The following is a 16,278-nucleotide window of genomic DNA, read 5'->3' on the forward strand; positions in this document are numbered from 1 at the left end:
AAAATGATTTCTATAAAACAACTACATCGCCATACACACGCTTTATTTTATTTTTCAGTTGGCATAAAGGCAGCCATACGTTGTCCCATTTGCACAGCCAATGCCTCTAAACCACTCTTCGGGCGAATCATCACTTCAAAGTCCACAATTTGTCCTTGTGTATTGAATTGAATCATATCAATTCCTTTAAGTTTTTTATCTCCAACATTGGCGGAAAATTCAAGTACAACATTGCAACCGTCTTCCGTATAAAACTCACGGTGATAAGTAAAATTTTCAAAGACCTGAATTACATTGGTCAAAATAAAAAACACCACTTGTTTGCCCGCATACGGTTGATACGCCACAGGTGAGCGAAACACCACATCATCTGCCAGTAATTCACTTAGAATAGACATATCGCGGTTTTGCAGCATTGTATGCCAACGCTGTACGGCTGATTTTGTTGTTTCTAAGATCATCTTAAGTTCCTTTTTTATTTTGATATTTCATTACTATGTAAAGTCCCTGAGCGAGACTGAAGCACTGCTTTAAGTCGAAGCGCTGGAAAGGTAGATTAGAGAAATTTTGTATAAGAATGCTCTCAAGCTCCATTTTTTAAAAGACAGAGGCGATTATTAACCCTCTCCCCCAGCCTTTTCTCATAAGGAAAGGGAGAAGGAGTTGCATTAAATTTTCGCAGCCAATTCAGCACCCTGACGGATTGCACGTTTGGCATCTAACTCACCTGCTTCTTTCGCCCCACCAATCAAATGTACATTCTTACCTGCTGCCTGTAATTGCTCATACATGGCTGTGTAAGATTCCTGCCCCGCACAAATCACTACATGATCAACTTCTAGCACTGTGCTTTGACCATTGACGGTAATGTGCAAGCCTTGATCATCAATCAGGTCATAACTTGCCCCTGCAATCATTTTAACATCACGGTTTTTTAAACCTGTGCGATGAATCCAGCCTGTTGTTTTACCCAAGCCTGCACCCACGGACGATGCTTTACGTTGTAACAAATAAATTTCACGTGGCGATTCTTCAACTTTTGCAGCTTTTAAACCACCGACATGCGCATAATTGGTATCAATGCCCCATTCATCGTAAAATTTTTCAGGATTTAGGCTGCCACTTTCACCTTCATGGCTTAAATATTCTGCAGTATCAAACCCAATACCGCCTGCCCCAATAATCGCCACACGTTGTCCAACAGGCTTACGCTCTTTTAAAACTTCAATATAACTCAGCACTTTAGTATGATCGATACCTGGAATATCAAGCTGGCGTGGGGTTACCCCTGTTGCCACGACAATTTCATCAAAGGAAGAATTTTCTAGCTGCTCAAAAGTCGCCACATGATTCAGTTGTAGTTTAATATTCGGTTGTAACTCAATTTGACGCTTGAAATAGCGTAAAGTTTCATAAAACTCTTCTTTACCAGGAATAGTTTTGGCGATATTAAACTGCCCACCAATTTGATTCGATGCTTCAAAAATCGTCACCTGATGCCCACGTTCTGCAGCATAGGTTGCAAAGCTTAAACCTGCAGGCCCTGCACCAATTACCGCAATATTTTTAGCCTGTGCTGTTTCTTTAAAAATGAGTTCTGTTTCATGACAAGCACGTGGATTGACCAAACATGAAGCAATTTTCATTGAGAAAATATGGTCTAAACAAGCTTGGTTACAACCAATACACGTATTGATTTCATCACTGCGACCTTGCTCTGCTTTTTGTACAAAGAATGCATCTGCCAACATTGGACGTGCCATCGATACCATATCGGCATGTCCTGCAGCCAAAACATGCTCTGCCATTTCAGGGGTATTAATACGGTTTGAAGTGATCAATGGCACTTTAACCAAACCTTTTAATTTCTCTGTCACCCATGTAAAAGCTGCGCGAGGGACTTTGGTAGCAATGGTTGGGATACGTGCTTCATGCCAGCCAATCCCGGTATTGATAATGGTTGCACCTGCTTTTTCAATCGCTTGTGCCAATTGCACCACTTCTTCAAAACTTGAACCGCCTTCGACTAAATCCAACATCGACAAGCGGTAAATAATAATAAAGTTTTCACCCACTTCTGCACGGGTACGCTTCACAATTTCAATTGGGAAACGAATACGGTTTTCATAACTGCCGCCCCATTCATCATCACGATGGTTGGTACGCGCAGCAATAAACTCATTAATTAAATAGCCTTCCGAACCCATGATTTCGACACCATCATAGCCTGCGTATTGCGCCAATTTGGCACAATTCACAAAGTCGGCAATGGTTTGCTGTACTTCTGCCGATGTTAGTGCATGTGGTTTACTTGGGTTAATCGGTGCCTGAATTGCTGACGGTGCGACAATATCAGGCTGATAAGAATAGCGTCCCGTATGTAAAATCTGTAAAGCAATTTTGCCGCCTGCATCATGCACAGCCTGTGTCACCACTTTATGTTTTTCTGCTTCTTGACGAGTATCAAGTTTATTGCCGCCCGCAAAGGTTAAGCCTGCATCATTCGGTGAAATACCACCTGTTACAATCAGCCCCACGCCACCTTTGGCACGCTCTGCATAAAAAGCCGCCATACGTTCGTATCCACCTGGTGCTTCTTCTAGTCCAACGTGCATTGAACCCATTAAGACCCGATTATTTAAAGTGGTAAAGCCTAAATCTAAAGGCGCAAGTAAATGTGGATAGTCAGACATAGAATCTCCCTGCTGGCAAAAATGCTGGCTGTTTTATGCTTAATGCAACTTGTTGCATACTTTTATATTCTAGATTTGATTTTTATGCAACATGTTGCATAATAAAAGCTGAAAAATAATGTTGCTCTGTTTATGTCGCTCGCTCACGTTTTATTGACCAGTCTAATTGAAAAACCCAGTAATGGTATTGAATTGGCACGCCGTTTTGACCGTTCTATGGGTTTTTTCTGGAATGCGACCCATCAGCAAATTTACCGTGAACTAAATAACATGCTAAAAAAAGGCTGGATTTCAACCTTAGAAGATGAAGATTCTAACAGTCGCAGTAAAACCTATCAGGTAGAAGCGTTGGGACGGCATGAACTAGCAAGCTGGATGATTGAGCAAAGCCCTCCTGCGCAATTACGCGAAGAACTTATGGTACGTTTACGTGCAGAAGCCCAACTTGGCGGCAACAGTGTCTTGCCAGAACTGGAACGTCATTTGTTGCTCCATAAAGCTAAGTTGCATACCTATCAACAGATTTTTGCCAAAGACTTTAGCCAAGCACCTGCGAACAACCGCACCCTGTATATTCATAAAATGATTTTGCAGCTGGGAATAGATCAGGAAATTGGCTGGATTGCATGGCTAGAAAACGTGATTCCTGAACTAAAAAAATTTGATGCCGAAGCTTCATCTTAAAAGTATATTTTTAAGTAAAAGCCCCCATCAAAACTAAATCAGGATTACTCACCATACAGAAATGATCAGGCTATGCTATAAAAAATCAGGCTATGCTATAAAGAATAACGCATCTTTAATCACAACCATGCAAGGAAATGCTGATGCCTTTTTACCGCATGCTCGATGGCGAAGCCCTATTTGTACGTGAATTTGGTCAAGGTGAGCCTGTGGTTGTGCTTTCAGGTTTAGGCATGCACAGTTGGCAATGGTTGCCGTTTCTATATCAACATAAAAAACAGTATCGTTTTATTATTCCAGATTGGCGTGGTTTTGGAGGTTCTAACCTGTGTGCCGTTCCAAAATTGGATGCCATTTCAAGCCATTGGCAAGATTTAAACAGTCTGCTTCAACAGCAGAACCTGCAGCAATTTAAACTGATAGGCTATTCCATGGGTGCAACCACTGCTATGCATGGTATGCAGTATGAGCAACTGACTGCCCATTTAAGCAGTTATTTACAAATTGACCAATCACCTAAAATTGGAGTAGATCAAAACTGGCCTTATGGCCTATTTGGCAATCAACACCAACAATTTAAACAGTTATTGATTCATCTGTCCGAGTTTTTGCATGATCACGCGCAATATACTGATATTCATCAAATGGATATATTGCAGCGTAAAAATTTAGTCGAACTTTGGATGAAATTAATCGAGCTACAAGCCAGCAATAAAATCAGCCCGTTTTTATTTAAACTCGCCGTCAAACGTCCTGTTTTACAACGCTATATTTTACCTACGCAGCGCCTAGATTATTTACGCTGGTATATCGACAATTATTTGCACCATCAGGAAGATTATCGTGAGACTTTAACTCAACTAAGTTGCCCGACAGTGTTTTTTACAGGTGCACAATCGACCTTGTATGCGGCAGAAGGACAACGTCAAGTGGTAGCAGCTATGCCAAATGCGAAACAAGTGATATTTCACCAATCTGGGCATACTCCGTTACTAACTGAACCCCTGAAGTTTAGTCAGGAAATTGGGCGGTTTTTAAAATTAAACAGCTAAATTGCTAAAACAAAATGGTGGAAGTCTTCGACACTGCTAGGCAATGTTTTTGAGCCAGACGAAAATATGTTACCTAACGTGCATGGTTTAAATAGGCGCTATCGCGAATCATAGACTCAGTTTCAGTCAATTGCTGTTCAAGCAAAAAGCCTTGAAGGTTTACATATTTAAAAACTTAAAACTCTGAAAAAATTGCTGCAGATTTGTTTTTCACTTTTCGACACTTATACTCAAATCCGACCATCCATCAAGAGGATAATACATGCGTAAATTAGTGGTTTTTTCGGGTGCAGGTATGAGCGCAGAAAGCGGAATCAACACCTTTAGAGATAGTGATGGCTTATGGGAAAAGCATCGTGTAGAAGATGTCGCAAGTCCTGAAGCATGGGCAAGAAATCCTGAATTAGTACAGCGCTTTTATAATGAACGCCGAAAAAACATTCTTAATGCGCAGCCTAACTTAGCGCATTGCTTAATTGCTGAGCTTGAAGATGATTTTGATGTGCAAGTGATCACCCAAAATATTGATGATTTGCATGAACGTGCAGGCAGTTCTGAAGTTTTACATTTACACGGCAATATTCGTTTAGCTAAAAGCTCAGGTCCTCATGCACAATACACCACTGAATTTTTTCCTATTGAGGGTGACTCGCTGAACTTGCAACAGGATCTTTGTCCACAAGGCTATCCTTTACGTCCGCATGTGGTTTGGTTTGGCGAAGCAGTTCCTGCTTATGAAGAAGCACTGGATTTGGTTCAAGATGCCGATATTTTTATTGTGATTGGGACAGGTTTGATGGTGTACCCTGTTGCCGGATTAGTACACGAAATTCCTGCAAATTGTCAGGCTTATTATATTGATCCAAAAGCCGCACAAGCTCAACTTCCTGCTCAATTTCAACGGATTTCTAAAACTGCCACTGAGGGCATGCAGCAATTATTCGATCAATTACATAAAATTTAAAGTAATTACAGTATCTAAATTTTCCTACTAGCAAGATGTCATGAATATGCTTAGGCTATTTTGACATCTTGAAGAATTGCATGATTTTTTTAATAGTTTTAGGCATCTCTTTAAAACTTTGTTACCATCGCTCTTTCTCTGTGTTTGTGATGTTTACTGCATATGACCTCATCTTATCAGCAACAACTTAATGCAAAAGTTGCCCGTATCTCTGCCCAATTTGCCGAATATAATCCACCTGCCTTACAAGTATTTGCTTCACCAGAACACAGTTACCGTATGCGGGCAGAGTTCCGGATTTGGCATATTGAAGATGATCTGTTTTATGCCATGTTTGAACGCAGTGAAGATAAACAGAAAAAAGTTATTCGTGTAGATGAGTTTCCCATTGCAGACCGCAGCATTAACTTATTAATGCCAAAGTTGTTAGCCGCACTAAAAGCCAACCCCATATTATCGGCTCGTTTATTTGAAGTGCATTTTTTAGCAACATTAAGTGGCGAAATGTTAGTTTCATTGCTTTATCATCGCAAACTTGAGTCTGATTGGGAGTCTGCAGCCCAAGCATTGAGCAAAGCATTAAACATTAAACTGATTGGACGCAGTCGTGGGCAAAAGTTTGTGCTATACGATGAGTATGTAGTTGAACAATTACAAGTTTTTGATCGCACTTATACCTATAAGCAAATTGAAAGTAGCTTTACCCAGCCAAATGCGCAAGTGTGCAAAAGAATGTTGGAATGGGCGTGTACGGTTGCTGAACATTCTGAGCAAGATTTATTAGAACTTTATTGTGGCAATGGTAACTTTACCCTGCCGCTATCGACCCGTTTTCGTCGTGTACTTGCTACAGAACTGGCTAAATCTTCGGTATATGCAGCGCAATGGAATATTGAACAAAACCAGATTGAGAATATACAAGTCGCACGTTTATCGGCTGAAGAATTTACTCAAGCCTATAACGGTGAACGTGAATTCCGCCGTTTGCAAGAAGCGAACATTGATCTTTCAAGTTATGATTTTGATACAGTCTTTGTCGATCCGCCACGTGCAGGAATTGACGATGACACCTTAAAACTCCTACAGCGTTTTAAGCGTATTATTTACATTTCGTGTAACCCTGACACCTTGCATGACAATTTAAAAACCTTGTGTCAAAGCCATAAAGTGACGCAATTTGCACTGTTTGATCAATTTCCGTACACCCATCATGTTGAGTCGGGTGTTTTACTGGAAAAGATTTAAACAATTTGTTGCATTATTCTTCAATATTTACAACTTCTGCTTTTGATCGCCCGTAAATATTATGATGAAAATTAAACAGTTATCGCATTACAAGTCCTTTAACTGTCATAATTTCGTTAAAACAATGTAATATCATCGAAATTTCTGCAACTCGATTGCTGCTTTTATCACTTAGGTCGACTTGATTTATTTTTTATATTGGCTATATTTCGATCTATGTTAGGTTGTGAATGAAGGCTCTATGAGTTTTTGGCAAAAGTTGTTCTCTACAGAACAGCAAAACGAGCATAAAAATCAAATTGCTTGTGTTGAAAATGATTGCTCTTGCAAGACAAATGAACAACTTCTCGAAGCTTTAACCAAAGCCACAGATGAAGATGTCATTATCGGGATTAAGAAGGTTCTCGCTTCGCGAGGTTATAGCCGCAAAGAGTTAAATGAACTCCAGCATCTACCATTCCAGTAATGCAGTATGATAAAAAAGGCATTTAGTTGAACTAAGTGCCTTTTTTAATAGCTGCATGTATATTAGAACAATAAATTTTATAAATCGCGACACATGCTTGAGCTTGCACAAAAACTCTAATCTTTTCAAACGCAGTCAATCATATCTTCACAATCATGCGCTATTATTTCTAAAACAATCATATCACTGCCATATTTTAATTATTCAAACCGAGAAAATGAGAATGAAAAAAACCAGCCTTAGCTGTCTTGCTCTACTCAGCCTGAGTTTCACAGCGTGTAGCCCAATGCCAAAAGAATGTGCCGATACTTGGGAAAAAATGGAAACTTTGGCTAAAAGCATGGGCATTTCAGACGAACAACTCAAACAGCAAAAAAAGCAATTTGAAAATGAAGTCAAACAAATGAAAAGCGAAGAAGCAGTCAAAATCTGCACGATGCAAGGCACAGCTATAGGTTTTATCGGACAATAAATTTAGCCAAGCCTAAACTGTTCTAATGTTAGGGTTTACAGCCTTGATCATCTATATAAGCTAAAATTGGTCCTAAATTGCGATGAGTACGAGTATGACGTTGCAATTGCGGAATGTATGCTGTAGAAATTGAACCATCTAAATACAAGGCATTTGGTGTTTTCAGCTCATCTTTAAAAAAGGTGGCAAATTGATGAAAAGTCACAGGTGTGTTGCTAATCACAAAGTAAAGGCTTTGATCTTTTAACCCAACTCCGTTTCTAATTTTATAAGAAGTACTGTCTGCCAAAAAACGTGAATTTAACTGGTGATTAATAACCAACATTGGGCCAGACTGTGTCGCATACTGTGCTTTGAACTCTTGATTGGCAAATTGTTGGGTTGTGCCTAAAAACACCTGCTGATGATTCCACGCCAGTACACCATTGGGCTGAATTAAAAAATTCCCCCATCCTTGTTGCTGTCGGTTTAGGTTTTTAAATTGCCGTCCTCGTTCCACATACAAACCCACAGGTGAATAATCCTGATGAAACATGCCTGCATTCATGGCAAATTGCATGTTTTCACAAGGCTGCAGATTTTTTTGTAGTTGAGAAATTTGCAGATACGATTCCCCTTGCTGATCTTTCAGATATAAACCTAATAGAGACAATTGTGCCACTTCCACCACATCTACATTGATTTTACTGTTATTGACCGTCCATGCACGAATTTCTGCCTGTGCAGTAGACGTGCAGAATAAATAACTGAGCAATAAGCACTTCCACCGAGAACAAAACATTATCATCTCCCTACCCGCCATGTTACAAATTGTGCATATAACTGAATGGGTTATCGCATATTTTTGTCAGACGCAGTACACTATAAAACCAGATTTCTTTTCTCTACTCATGTTACTTTATTGGTCAAGCGTACGATGCTCAAGCAGAAAACACGATTTCCTTTAGGGGCACATTTAATTGTGAAACACTTCGGCTATAGCCATCATGGCATCTATGCTGGGCGTGGTCGCGTGATTCACTATTCGGGTTTTGCACATCTTTTCAAAAAACACCCGATTGAAATGACCAGTATTGAAAAGTTTAGTCACGGCAAAAATATTATTGTGCAGTCATATCATGCGCCCAAGTATAAAGGACGCAAAGTGGTGCGTCGTATGCGTTCTAGAATGCACGAAAATAATTATCATTTGATTATGAATAACTGTGAACATTTATGCACTTGGGCAATTACAGGTGTAGAAAGCAGTCCGCAAGTATTTAAGATGATGGACCGTTTGACCACCATTGGTTATGTCAGCTCATTGATGAGTTATATGAATAGTATGATGCTGACACTAACCACCACTTGCTTTGCTTTGGTACTCTATATTAAGAAGAAACTACGCGACAAAGCCAAAATGCAGTTACCGCAAATCATGATGAAGCAGGAACAACATAAACACCGCTAATTGCTGCCATTTTAGCGACACTGTGTATCTCACAAAATATTTTAAAGACAAAATCAAAAGCCCAACCTGAATTGATCAAGTTGGGCTTTTAAATTACAAGCTAAAACCTAAATAAGATTTTACTTACCCGGCTTAAAGCTGTCTTTTAAGTCTAAAATACGGTTAAACACTGGTTTTTCCGCACTGTGATCATACTGATCTGCAACAAAATAACCTTCACGTTCAAATTGAAAACGATCTTCAGGTTGTGCTTTTGCCAATGCAGGTTCAATAATGGCTTGTACCACCGTCAATGATTCAGGGTTTAGATTCGCCAAGAAATCATCGCCCACTTCTGGGTCAGATTCGGTAAATAAGCGATCATATAAGCGAACTTCTGCCGCAACGCCTTTACTTGCAGAGACCCAGTGAATCACGCCTTTTACTTTACGACCTTCTGGGTTTTTGCCCAAAGTTTCAGGGTCAATTGAACATTTCAGCTCAATGACTTCGCCGTTAGCATCTTTAATCACTTCATCACACTTGATTACATAAGCATGACGTAAACGTACTTCTCCTTCAGGCACTAAACGCTTAAAGCCTTTAGGCGGCACTTCTTCAAAGTCTTTACGGTCAATGTAAATTTCAGAAGTCAGCGGAATGATACGTTCACCCATATCTACATTTGGATGACGTGCATGGACCAAATCTAATGCTTCTGGCAAGTTAGTCAAAGTCACTTTAAGTGGATTTAACACCGCCATACCACGTGCTGCAGTATTTTCCAATGACTGACGGATGCAATATTCAAGCATTGCCACATCCACAATACCGTCTGACTTAGACACACCTACACGCTTACAGAAATCACGTAAACCTTCTGGTGTAAAGCCACGACGACGCATACCTACMACTGTTGGCATACGTGGGTCATCCCAACCATTCACAAAGCCGCCTTCAACCAATTTACGCAATTTACGCTTAGATGTGATGGTGTAATCAATATTCAAACGGCTAGATTCATACTGACGCGGCACAGCCTCGGATTTCACCTTTTCCACCACCCAGTCATAGAATGGACGATGGTCTTGGAATTCTAATGTACATAGTGAATGAGTAATGCCTTCAATCGCGTCGGACAATGGATGCGCATAATCATACATTGGGTACATTTTCCATTTATCGCCCGTTTGGTGATGCGATGAATGTAACACGCGATACAAAATCGGGTCACGCATGTGTACGTTTGGTGAAGCCATATCAATTTTAGCGCGTAAAACTGCCTGACCTTCGCCTAATTCGCCATTGCCCATTTTTTCAAATAAAGCCAAGTTTTCTGCCACTGGCGTATCACGATATGGCGAGTTTTTGCCCGGCTCTACAAAAGAACCACGATTGAGCTTAATCTCATCAGGGGTTTGCAAATCGACATAAGCATCGCCTTGTTCGATCAGCTGTACGGCCCATGCATATAATTGATCAAAATAGCTTGAAGCATAGCGCGGTTCTCCATTCCACTCAAAACCCAGCCATTTCACGTCATTGGCAATACCATCGACATATTCTTGTTCTTCTGCATCTGGGTTGGTGTCATCAAAACGTAAATTACACACCCCTTGATATTCTTGTGCGATGCCAAAATTCAAGCAAATTGCTTTCACGTGACCAATATGCAAATAACCATTCGGCTCAGGTGGAAAACGTGTCACCACCTGCTTAATACGGCCTGCCGCAATATCCTCGGTAATGACTTGACGTATAAAGTCCAACCCCGGCTGTTGTTCTTGCTGCACAGCATCGACAGAGGCATTTGAACTTTGTGTCGGGGTGTTTGGCAGAGATGCAACAACATCATTTGGCTTCATAGCAATACAATCACTTCTAAAATAAAATTGGATAAACTGGGTTACAGAAACTTCAATAGTGAAGCATACATCACCCATTAGAACGCTTTTCCTTGTTTTTAACAAAGAAAATAACGTTTTTACTTGCCTTGTAGTTTACAGTTTGCTTATGCTTCTCTCAACCAAAAAACCCATGGCATTCGTGTCCATGTTTAGGAGATTACACAATGAGTTTTCCTCAAGTCGAATTAAACACCAATAAAGGTCGTATTGTTTTAGAATTGAACGCTGAAAAAGCACCAATTACAGTTGCTAACTTCTTAGAATACGTTCGTGATGGTTTTTATGACGGCGTAATTTTCCACCGTGTTATTGATGGTTTCATGATCCAAGGCGGTGGCATGGATGAAAACTTCAAAGAAAAAGCAACACGTGATGCGATTGAAAACGAAGCAGACAACGGCTTAAGCAACGATGTTGGTACAATTGCAATGGCACGTACCCAAGCACCTCACTCAGCTTCTGCACAGTTCTTCATTAACGTAAAAAATAACTCTTTCTTAAACCACACAGGCAAAACTGCACAAGGTTGGGGTTATGCCGTGTTTGGTAAAGTTGTTGAAGGTATGGATGTTGTAGACGCTATTAAAGGCGTGCGTACTGGCAACCGTGGTTATCACGCAGATGTTCCACTAGAAAATGTGGTCATTGAATCTGCAAAAATCATTTCTTAATAAGAATCCCACCCGACCTCCCTTACATCATTTTAAAGCAGTGCTTTATACTTCATTCAGGGAGGAGAAATCCCTCTTTTTAAAGAGGGATTTAGGGAGATTCAAAGGAATAATCCGTGACCTATCTGTTTATCGCAGATTTACACTTGTCACCAAATCACCCTCGACTTGTACGGGGGTTTTTAGATTTGCTAGACGCTTATCAAAATAAACACACCCAACTGTATATTTTAGGCGACTGGTTTAATGCATGGATTGGCGATGATTACACAGCGCCTTGGCTCGATGAAGTTGTTGCACATTTAAAGCAGTTTAGCCAAGCTGCTGGTAATCATATTTACTTTATTGTCGGCAATCGAGATTTTGCTTTAGGTCAGAAATTTCTAGATCAGTTTTCAGGGCAACTCCTACCCGATGTGTACACTCTGCAAATTGGCTCGCAACGAGTACGTTTAGAACATGGCGATGCCCTGTGCACCGATGATGTATCTTATCAGAAATTCCGTAAAATCATTCGAAACCCCATCATTTTAGCTACTTTAAAGAAAACACCATTGGCTTTTCGACAAAAACTTGCACAAGGTTTCCGAAAAAAAAGCCAACAAGCCAATCAAGTTAAAAGTTATGACGTCATGGACGTGAATGCAGATGCAGTTGCACAAGCCTTGCAAGGTGCCGATGTGTTAATTCATGGGCATACGCATCGTCCAAATATTCACAATGAACACGGTAAGCCAAGAATTGTGTTGGGCGATTGGCGCACAGATGCTGCACAAATTTTAGTGATTGAACCGAATCAAGCTTTAGCAACTTGGCAACTAAGTTGCTGGAAATATTAAGTACAACACCTAGGCATAAAAAATGGCTATGATGCTAAAGGTACTTTTCAGGCACAGCAAACTAAAACCTCTTTAACTACCAGATTAATAACCCTCTTCCTTGTAAATGAATTCGGCATCTGCTTTATATTTCGTCAAAAACTCGCGTAACGAAGTCATCAACACACTGGTATTTACCCAACTGCGACAAATACTATGCCTAAATCCAAATACTTTTGCATCACTTCGTGCTGGGTCGATAAAATTTCTGCTGCATTGCCTGGCGGGCTCATCTCGTCTTAACCGCATAAAATAGCACATGGGTTCATTTCGCTAGCATAGCAAGGCATGTTAAGCTTTTTAGCCCACACCAGCCCCAAATATAGCCTTAAATGGAGATGATTTATGGATTTGCTTAACGTTGCACAAACTCGTTATACGACCAAAGCCTATGATGCGAGTCGCACTATTCCTACCGCACAATTTGAGCGTTTATTAGAAATTCTGCGTTTAGCACCATCTTCCATAAATATTCAACCGTGGCATTTTTTTATTGCAGATCACCCTGAAGCCAAACAACGTATTGCTAAAGCTTTAGTAGGAAAGTACGCTTATAACGCACCTAAAGTTTTAGATGCTTCGCATACCATTTTATTTTGCACCAAAGCTGACATCAGCGAATTGCATTTAGAAAACCTACTTAATCAGGATGCTGCTAGTGGACGTTTTAAAGATGAAACAGCCAAACAAGGTCAAAAAGACAGTCGCACAGGTTATGTCGATTACTACCGCAATGAAAAAGGCGATATTCAACGCTGGGCTGAAAACCAAACGTTTATTGCACTTGGGCAAATGCTTTTGGCTGCAGGCGTTGAAGGTATTGATGCCACGCCAATTGGTGGTTTTGATGAAGCAATTTTAACGCAAGAACTGCAACTAACTGAACAAGGACTAATTCCTTCAGTTTTACTATGCTTGGGCTATAGTAGTGAACAAGATTTTAATGCCAAGCTACCTAAATCACGCCTAGATAAAACAGAGATTTTCACGCAACTGTAAAATAAAAATGCGATAACGCTAGGGACAAAATTTGTCCCTATTTTTTGGTCTGAATTTTGCAATATCTATATAGACAGTAAGTGCTCAATCTCTATCAAAATAAAAACGAGGTGTATGATGCTTAATTTACCTACAATGCCACTAAAACTGGAATGTAAACGCTGCAAAAAACTGTATTTACATCAAGCGATAGCCAATCATCAAACTGTATGCTGTCCAATTTGCCATAAAACGACAATGTTGCACGGTCTTGCAGAAACTGCAGATTTAGTGCGACATCCTTTGCGCTTTGTATTGAGTTATCTTAAACCGTCATGGCATAAGCGAGGCAAAGCACACTAAGCAATGCCAAGCCAAGCCCAATTATGGTCGTGCTTTTCAGTTTTTCTTTAAAGAACAATACACCGCTGATCACACCAAATAGCACCACTAAAATATTCATCCCTGCAAATACCACTGCAGGACTGTCTTTAAGCAGCATGTGAGCTTTAACATACAAGGCAATATTAGCAAAATTCAGTGCACCCAAAATTAAACCTGCACTGATATTTTGCATACTACCCATGCTTTTATCGCGAATTAAGATATAAACCATCGCTAAAACAAAAGCACATACAAACATCAAATTCAGCGCAATCGCAAACTGCAGTCCTAAACCTGTGGTGTATTTAAGTAAAACATCTATCAGTGCATAACCTAGCCAAACACAGCTCAAATATAAGATGCCTTGTTGCGCTTTAGCAGACTGCCCTGCAGCACGATGCGAATACAAAATAAAAAAGACCGCGACAATGCCAAGTGAGATTCCCACAATTTTTAGTTGGCTAAAATTTTCCTGAAAAATAAAATAAGCAGTAGCCAAAGACAAAACCACTGACAAACGCTGTGCAATTTCAGTTTTTAAAATACCTGCGCTGTCTAACGATTTTGCTAACGCTAAAAAGACACTAGGCAACAACACACCTAAACTAAGAATAAGCCACCACGGCGTGTGTTGAAGTGAGATCGTGCCCAAATTGGGTTTAAACCAATAAAAACACAAAACACTGGCACTGACATAGTTCCAGGTGATCATCTGCATAGGGTTAAAACCCTGCATTTTGCTGACTTTTAATAAAATAGAGACCATCACACTACAAAAGGCTGCGGCTACAATCAGTTCCATGACACGCTCGAAGATTACTGTTCAATCATTATTTTTGTTGTTGATTGGGAGTTGTGGATTCATCAGTAAAAAGCCCACAAGGACTGTGGGCTTTCTAGTTCTTAATTAAATTAAGAATTACTTATAGCGTTCAACCATTTTCTCTAAAGAAATTGGGCGAATTTTGTCTGCATTACCCGCAGTACCAAATGCTTCATAACGGTCGATACAAATTTGTTTCATTGCATCTACAGTTTTTGCGAAGAATTTACGTGGGTCAAATTCGCTTGGCTGTTCTGCCATCATACGGCGCATTGCACCTGTAGAAGCTAAACGTAAATCTGTGTCGATGTTGATTTTACGCACACCATGCTTAATTGCTTCAACCAATTGCTCAACAGGTACACCATAAGTTTCTTTGATGTCGCCGCCGTATTGGTTAATCACTGCCAACCATTCTTGTGGTACTGAGCTAGAGCCGTGCATTACAAGGTGTGTATTTGGCAATGCAGCATGAATTTCTTTAATGCGGTCAATTGCAAGAATATCGCCTGTAGGTGGACGAGTAAACTTGTATGCACCGTGCGAAGTACCAACAGCAATCGCTAAAGCATCAACATTGGTATCTGCTACGAAGCTACGTGCTTCTTCGACTGAAGTTAACAGTTGAGAGTGGTCAAGTACGCCTTCTGCGCCCACGCCATCTTCTTCMCCTGCCATACCTGTTTCAAGACTACCTAAACAGCCAATCTCACCTTCAACCGATACACCGCACGCATGCGCCATTTGCACAGTACGACGCGTCACTTCGACGTTGTATTCATACGACGTTGGTGTTTTACCATCTACACCCAAAGAACCATCCATCATTACTGATGAAAAGCCTAGTTGGATCGAACGCTGACATACATCAGGACTTGTACCATGGTCTTGGTGCATAACCACTGGAATATGTGGCCACTCTTCAATTGCAGCCAAAATCAGGTGACGCAAGAATGGCGCACCTGCATATTTACGCGCACCTGCCGAAGCTTGAACAATTACAGGTGAATTGGTTGCATCTGCGGCTAACATAATTGCGCGCATTTGTTCTAAGTTGTTGACGTTAAACGCTGGAACGCCGTAAGCATGTTCACCGGCATGATCCAAGAGCTGGCGCAATGAAATAAGAGCCATAATTTCCTCCCAAATAATGTTGCCTATTCTACCCTGTGATTTGTTTCAATTCAGCAACAAATCACCCTTTTAAAAAAAAAGTCCCTGCAAAGGCAGGGACTTTTAAACAAATTACTACAATCTGTCGTTTTTCAGCACTTATTGCGCTTCAGAAGCAGCAACTTCTGTGTCTGCAGTTGCAACATCAGCAGGTGCATTTGCAACGTCTTCAGGAATATCGGTATTGCCTTCATCCAAGATTGGTTGGTCAATTGCATCGATTGCAGCTTGTTGTTCTGGTGAAACTTGAGCGTTATCTACAACTGCAGAAGATGCATCAGTTTCAGTCGCAGGTGCGCTTTCTTTTTTGGCACAAGCAGTCAAGGCTAAAGATGCAGCAATTAAAGCAGCAAGTGTTAGTTTTTGAATCATCGTCATTTCCTACAGTTAGGTCATTCGTTATGATTTAGTTTATTGCACATTTATGACATTTTTATGACTAGATTGTGACGCAAATGA

At 40.4% G+C, this 16,278-nt stretch carries 17 protein-coding genes; 10 read left to right on the forward strand and 7 right to left on the reverse strand.

Features of this window, described 5'->3' with window-relative positions; translation table 11 throughout:
- Positions 1-47 precede the first annotated feature (47 nt).
- The gene (locus BJN41_RS08840; RefSeq protein ID WP_070154628.1) at positions 48-461 is read right to left on the reverse strand and encodes a nuclear transport factor 2 family protein; all 414 of its coding nucleotides are present in this window, start codon (positions 459-461) and stop codon (positions 48-50) included.
- A 207-nt stretch (positions 462-668) separates the two neighbouring features.
- A complete protein-coding gene (locus tag BJN41_RS08845; protein WP_070154630.1) occupies positions 669-2,693 on the reverse strand; it encodes an NADPH-dependent 2,4-dienoyl-CoA reductase in 2,025 nt (674 codons plus the stop codon).
- Positions 2,694-2,825: 132 nt separating this feature from the next.
- Here BJN41_RS08845 and BJN41_RS08850 point away from each other — a divergent pair, with 132 nt between their 5' ends.
- From BJN41_RS08850 to BJN41_RS08875, 6 genes are all read left to right on the forward strand, one after another.
- Complete coding sequence (locus tag BJN41_RS08850; RefSeq protein ID WP_070154632.1) at positions 2,826-3,377, forward strand: PadR family transcriptional regulator; 552 nt, start codon at positions 2,826-2,828, stop codon at positions 3,375-3,377.
- Between the two features lie 143 nt (positions 3,378-3,520).
- Positions 3,521-4,429 carry an alpha/beta fold hydrolase gene (locus BJN41_RS08855; RefSeq protein WP_070154634.1) on the forward strand — a complete coding sequence of 303 codons (909 nt, stop codon included), beginning with the start codon at positions 3,521-3,523 and terminating at the stop codon, positions 4,427-4,429.
- A gap of 262 nt (positions 4,430-4,691) precedes the next feature.
- Positions 4,692-5,393: an SIR2 family NAD-dependent protein deacylase gene (locus BJN41_RS08860; protein ID WP_070154636.1), complete on the forward strand. Its 702-nt coding sequence runs from the start codon at positions 4,692-4,694 to the stop codon at positions 5,391-5,393.
- 162 nt (positions 5,394-5,555) lie between these two features.
- Complete coding sequence (gene trmA, locus BJN41_RS08865; protein WP_070154638.1) at positions 5,556-6,638, forward strand: tRNA (uridine(54)-C5)-methyltransferase TrmA; 1,083 nt, start codon at positions 5,556-5,558, stop codon at positions 6,636-6,638.
- Between the two features lie 241 nt (positions 6,639-6,879).
- Positions 6,880-7,104: a hypothetical protein gene (locus tag BJN41_RS08870; protein ID WP_004973321.1), complete on the forward strand. Its 225-nt coding sequence runs from the start codon at positions 6,880-6,882 to the stop codon at positions 7,102-7,104.
- A 223-nt stretch (positions 7,105-7,327) separates the two neighbouring features.
- Positions 7,328-7,576: a hypothetical protein gene (locus BJN41_RS08875; RefSeq protein WP_026438130.1), complete on the forward strand. Its 249-nt coding sequence runs from the start codon at positions 7,328-7,330 to the stop codon at positions 7,574-7,576.
- A 28-nt stretch (positions 7,577-7,604) separates the two neighbouring features.
- Here BJN41_RS08875 and BJN41_RS08880 read toward each other — a convergent pair whose 3' ends face one another.
- Positions 7,605-8,357: a phosphodiester glycosidase family protein gene (locus BJN41_RS08880; protein ID WP_227515228.1), complete on the reverse strand. Its 753-nt coding sequence runs from the start codon at positions 8,355-8,357 to the stop codon at positions 7,605-7,607.
- A gap of 135 nt (positions 8,358-8,492) precedes the next feature.
- On the opposite strand from BJN41_RS08880, the gene BJN41_RS08885 reads away from it, so the two are divergent.
- Positions 8,493-9,026 carry a lecithin retinol acyltransferase family protein gene (locus BJN41_RS08885; protein ID WP_070154698.1) on the forward strand — a complete coding sequence of 178 codons (534 nt, stop codon included), beginning with the start codon at positions 8,493-8,495 and terminating at the stop codon, positions 9,024-9,026.
- 119 nt (positions 9,027-9,145) lie between these two features.
- Here the strand turns inward: BJN41_RS08885 and BJN41_RS08890 are convergent, their stop codons facing one another.
- Positions 9,146-10,870, reverse strand: coding sequence for a glutamine--tRNA ligase/YqeY domain fusion protein (locus tag BJN41_RS08890; RefSeq protein ID WP_070154700.1), 1,725 nt, complete (start codon positions 10,868-10,870; stop codon positions 9,146-9,148).
- A gap of 206 nt (positions 10,871-11,076) precedes the next feature.
- On the opposite strand from BJN41_RS08890, the gene BJN41_RS08895 reads away from it, so the two are divergent.
- The 3 genes from BJN41_RS08895 (at position 11,077) to nfsB (ending at position 13,460) form a co-directional block, all read left to right on the forward strand.
- Positions 11,077-11,583 carry a peptidylprolyl isomerase gene (locus BJN41_RS08895; RefSeq protein ID WP_070154642.1) on the forward strand — a complete coding sequence of 169 codons (507 nt, stop codon included), beginning with the start codon at positions 11,077-11,079 and terminating at the stop codon, positions 11,581-11,583.
- Between the two features lie 116 nt (positions 11,584-11,699).
- Positions 11,700-12,422, forward strand: coding sequence for a UDP-2,3-diacylglucosamine diphosphatase (locus BJN41_RS08900; protein WP_070154644.1), 723 nt, complete (start codon positions 11,700-11,702; stop codon positions 12,420-12,422).
- Between the two features lie 384 nt (positions 12,423-12,806).
- Positions 12,807-13,460: an oxygen-insensitive NAD(P)H nitroreductase gene (nfsB, locus tag BJN41_RS08905; RefSeq protein WP_070154646.1), complete on the forward strand. Its 654-nt coding sequence runs from the start codon at positions 12,807-12,809 to the stop codon at positions 13,458-13,460.
- Between the two features lie 304 nt (positions 13,461-13,764).
- Here nfsB and BJN41_RS08910 read toward each other — a convergent pair whose 3' ends face one another.
- The 3 genes from BJN41_RS08910 to BJN41_RS08920 all read right to left on the reverse strand — a co-directional run bounded on the left by BJN41_RS08910 (position 13,765) and on the right by BJN41_RS08920 (position 16,191).
- Complete coding sequence (locus tag BJN41_RS08910; RefSeq protein ID WP_070154648.1) at positions 13,765-14,625, reverse strand: DMT family transporter; 861 nt, start codon at positions 14,623-14,625, stop codon at positions 13,765-13,767.
- Positions 14,626-14,742: 117 nt separating this feature from the next.
- Positions 14,743-15,780 (reverse strand): class II fructose-bisphosphate aldolase, encoded by a 1,038-nt coding sequence (fba, locus tag BJN41_RS08915; RefSeq protein ID WP_070154649.1) that lies wholly within the window; start codon positions 15,778-15,780, stop codon positions 14,743-14,745.
- Between the two features lie 138 nt (positions 15,781-15,918).
- Entirely contained in the window at positions 15,919-16,191 is a 273-nt protein-coding gene (locus tag BJN41_RS08920) for a hypothetical protein (protein ID WP_026438127.1), read from the reverse strand.
- Positions 16,192-16,278: the final 87 nt, after the last annotated feature.

The organism is Acinetobacter towneri (assembly GCF_001758345.1).
Classification (GTDB): domain Bacteria; phylum Pseudomonadota; class Gammaproteobacteria; order Pseudomonadales; family Moraxellaceae; genus Acinetobacter; species Acinetobacter towneri_A.

Coding starts and splice junctions, on each gene's coding strand:
- nfsB (WP_070154646.1), top strand. CDS start 12,807: ATGGATTTGCTTAACGTTGCACAAACTCGTTATACGACCAAAGCCTAT.
- BJN41_RS08840 (WP_070154628.1), bottom strand. CDS start 461: ATGATCTTAGAAACAACAAAATCAGCCGTACAGCGTTGGCATACAATG.
- BJN41_RS08855 (WP_070154634.1), top strand. CDS start 3,521: ATGCCTTTTTACCGCATGCTCGATGGCGAAGCCCTATTTGTACGTGAA.
- BJN41_RS08910 (WP_070154648.1), bottom strand. CDS start 14,625: ATGGAACTGATTGTAGCCGCAGCCTTTTGTAGTGTGATGGTCTCTATT.
- BJN41_RS08850 (WP_070154632.1), top strand. CDS start 2,826: ATGTCGCTCGCTCACGTTTTATTGACCAGTCTAATTGAAAAACCCAGT.
- BJN41_RS08920 (WP_026438127.1), bottom strand. CDS start 16,191: ATGATTCAAAAACTAACACTTGCTGCTTTAATTGCTGCATCTTTAGCC.
- BJN41_RS08875 (WP_026438130.1), top strand. CDS start 7,328: ATGAAAAAAACCAGCCTTAGCTGTCTTGCTCTACTCAGCCTGAGTTTC.
- BJN41_RS08880 (WP_227515228.1), bottom strand. CDS start 8,357: ATGTTTTGTTCTCGGTGGAAGTGCTTATTGCTCAGTTATTTATTCTGC.
- BJN41_RS08860 (WP_070154636.1), top strand. CDS start 4,692: ATGCGTAAATTAGTGGTTTTTTCGGGTGCAGGTATGAGCGCAGAAAGC.
- BJN41_RS08885 (WP_070154698.1), top strand. CDS start 8,493: ATGCTCAAGCAGAAAACACGATTTCCTTTAGGGGCACATTTAATTGTG.
- BJN41_RS08870 (WP_004973321.1), top strand. CDS start 6,880: ATGAGTTTTTGGCAAAAGTTGTTCTCTACAGAACAGCAAAACGAGCAT.
- trmA (WP_070154638.1), top strand. CDS start 5,556: ATGACCTCATCTTATCAGCAACAACTTAATGCAAAAGTTGCCCGTATC.
- BJN41_RS08845 (WP_070154630.1), bottom strand. CDS start 2,693: ATGTCTGACTATCCACATTTACTTGCGCCTTTAGATTTAGGCTTTACC.
- BJN41_RS08895 (WP_070154642.1), top strand. CDS start 11,077: ATGAGTTTTCCTCAAGTCGAATTAAACACCAATAAAGGTCGTATTGTT.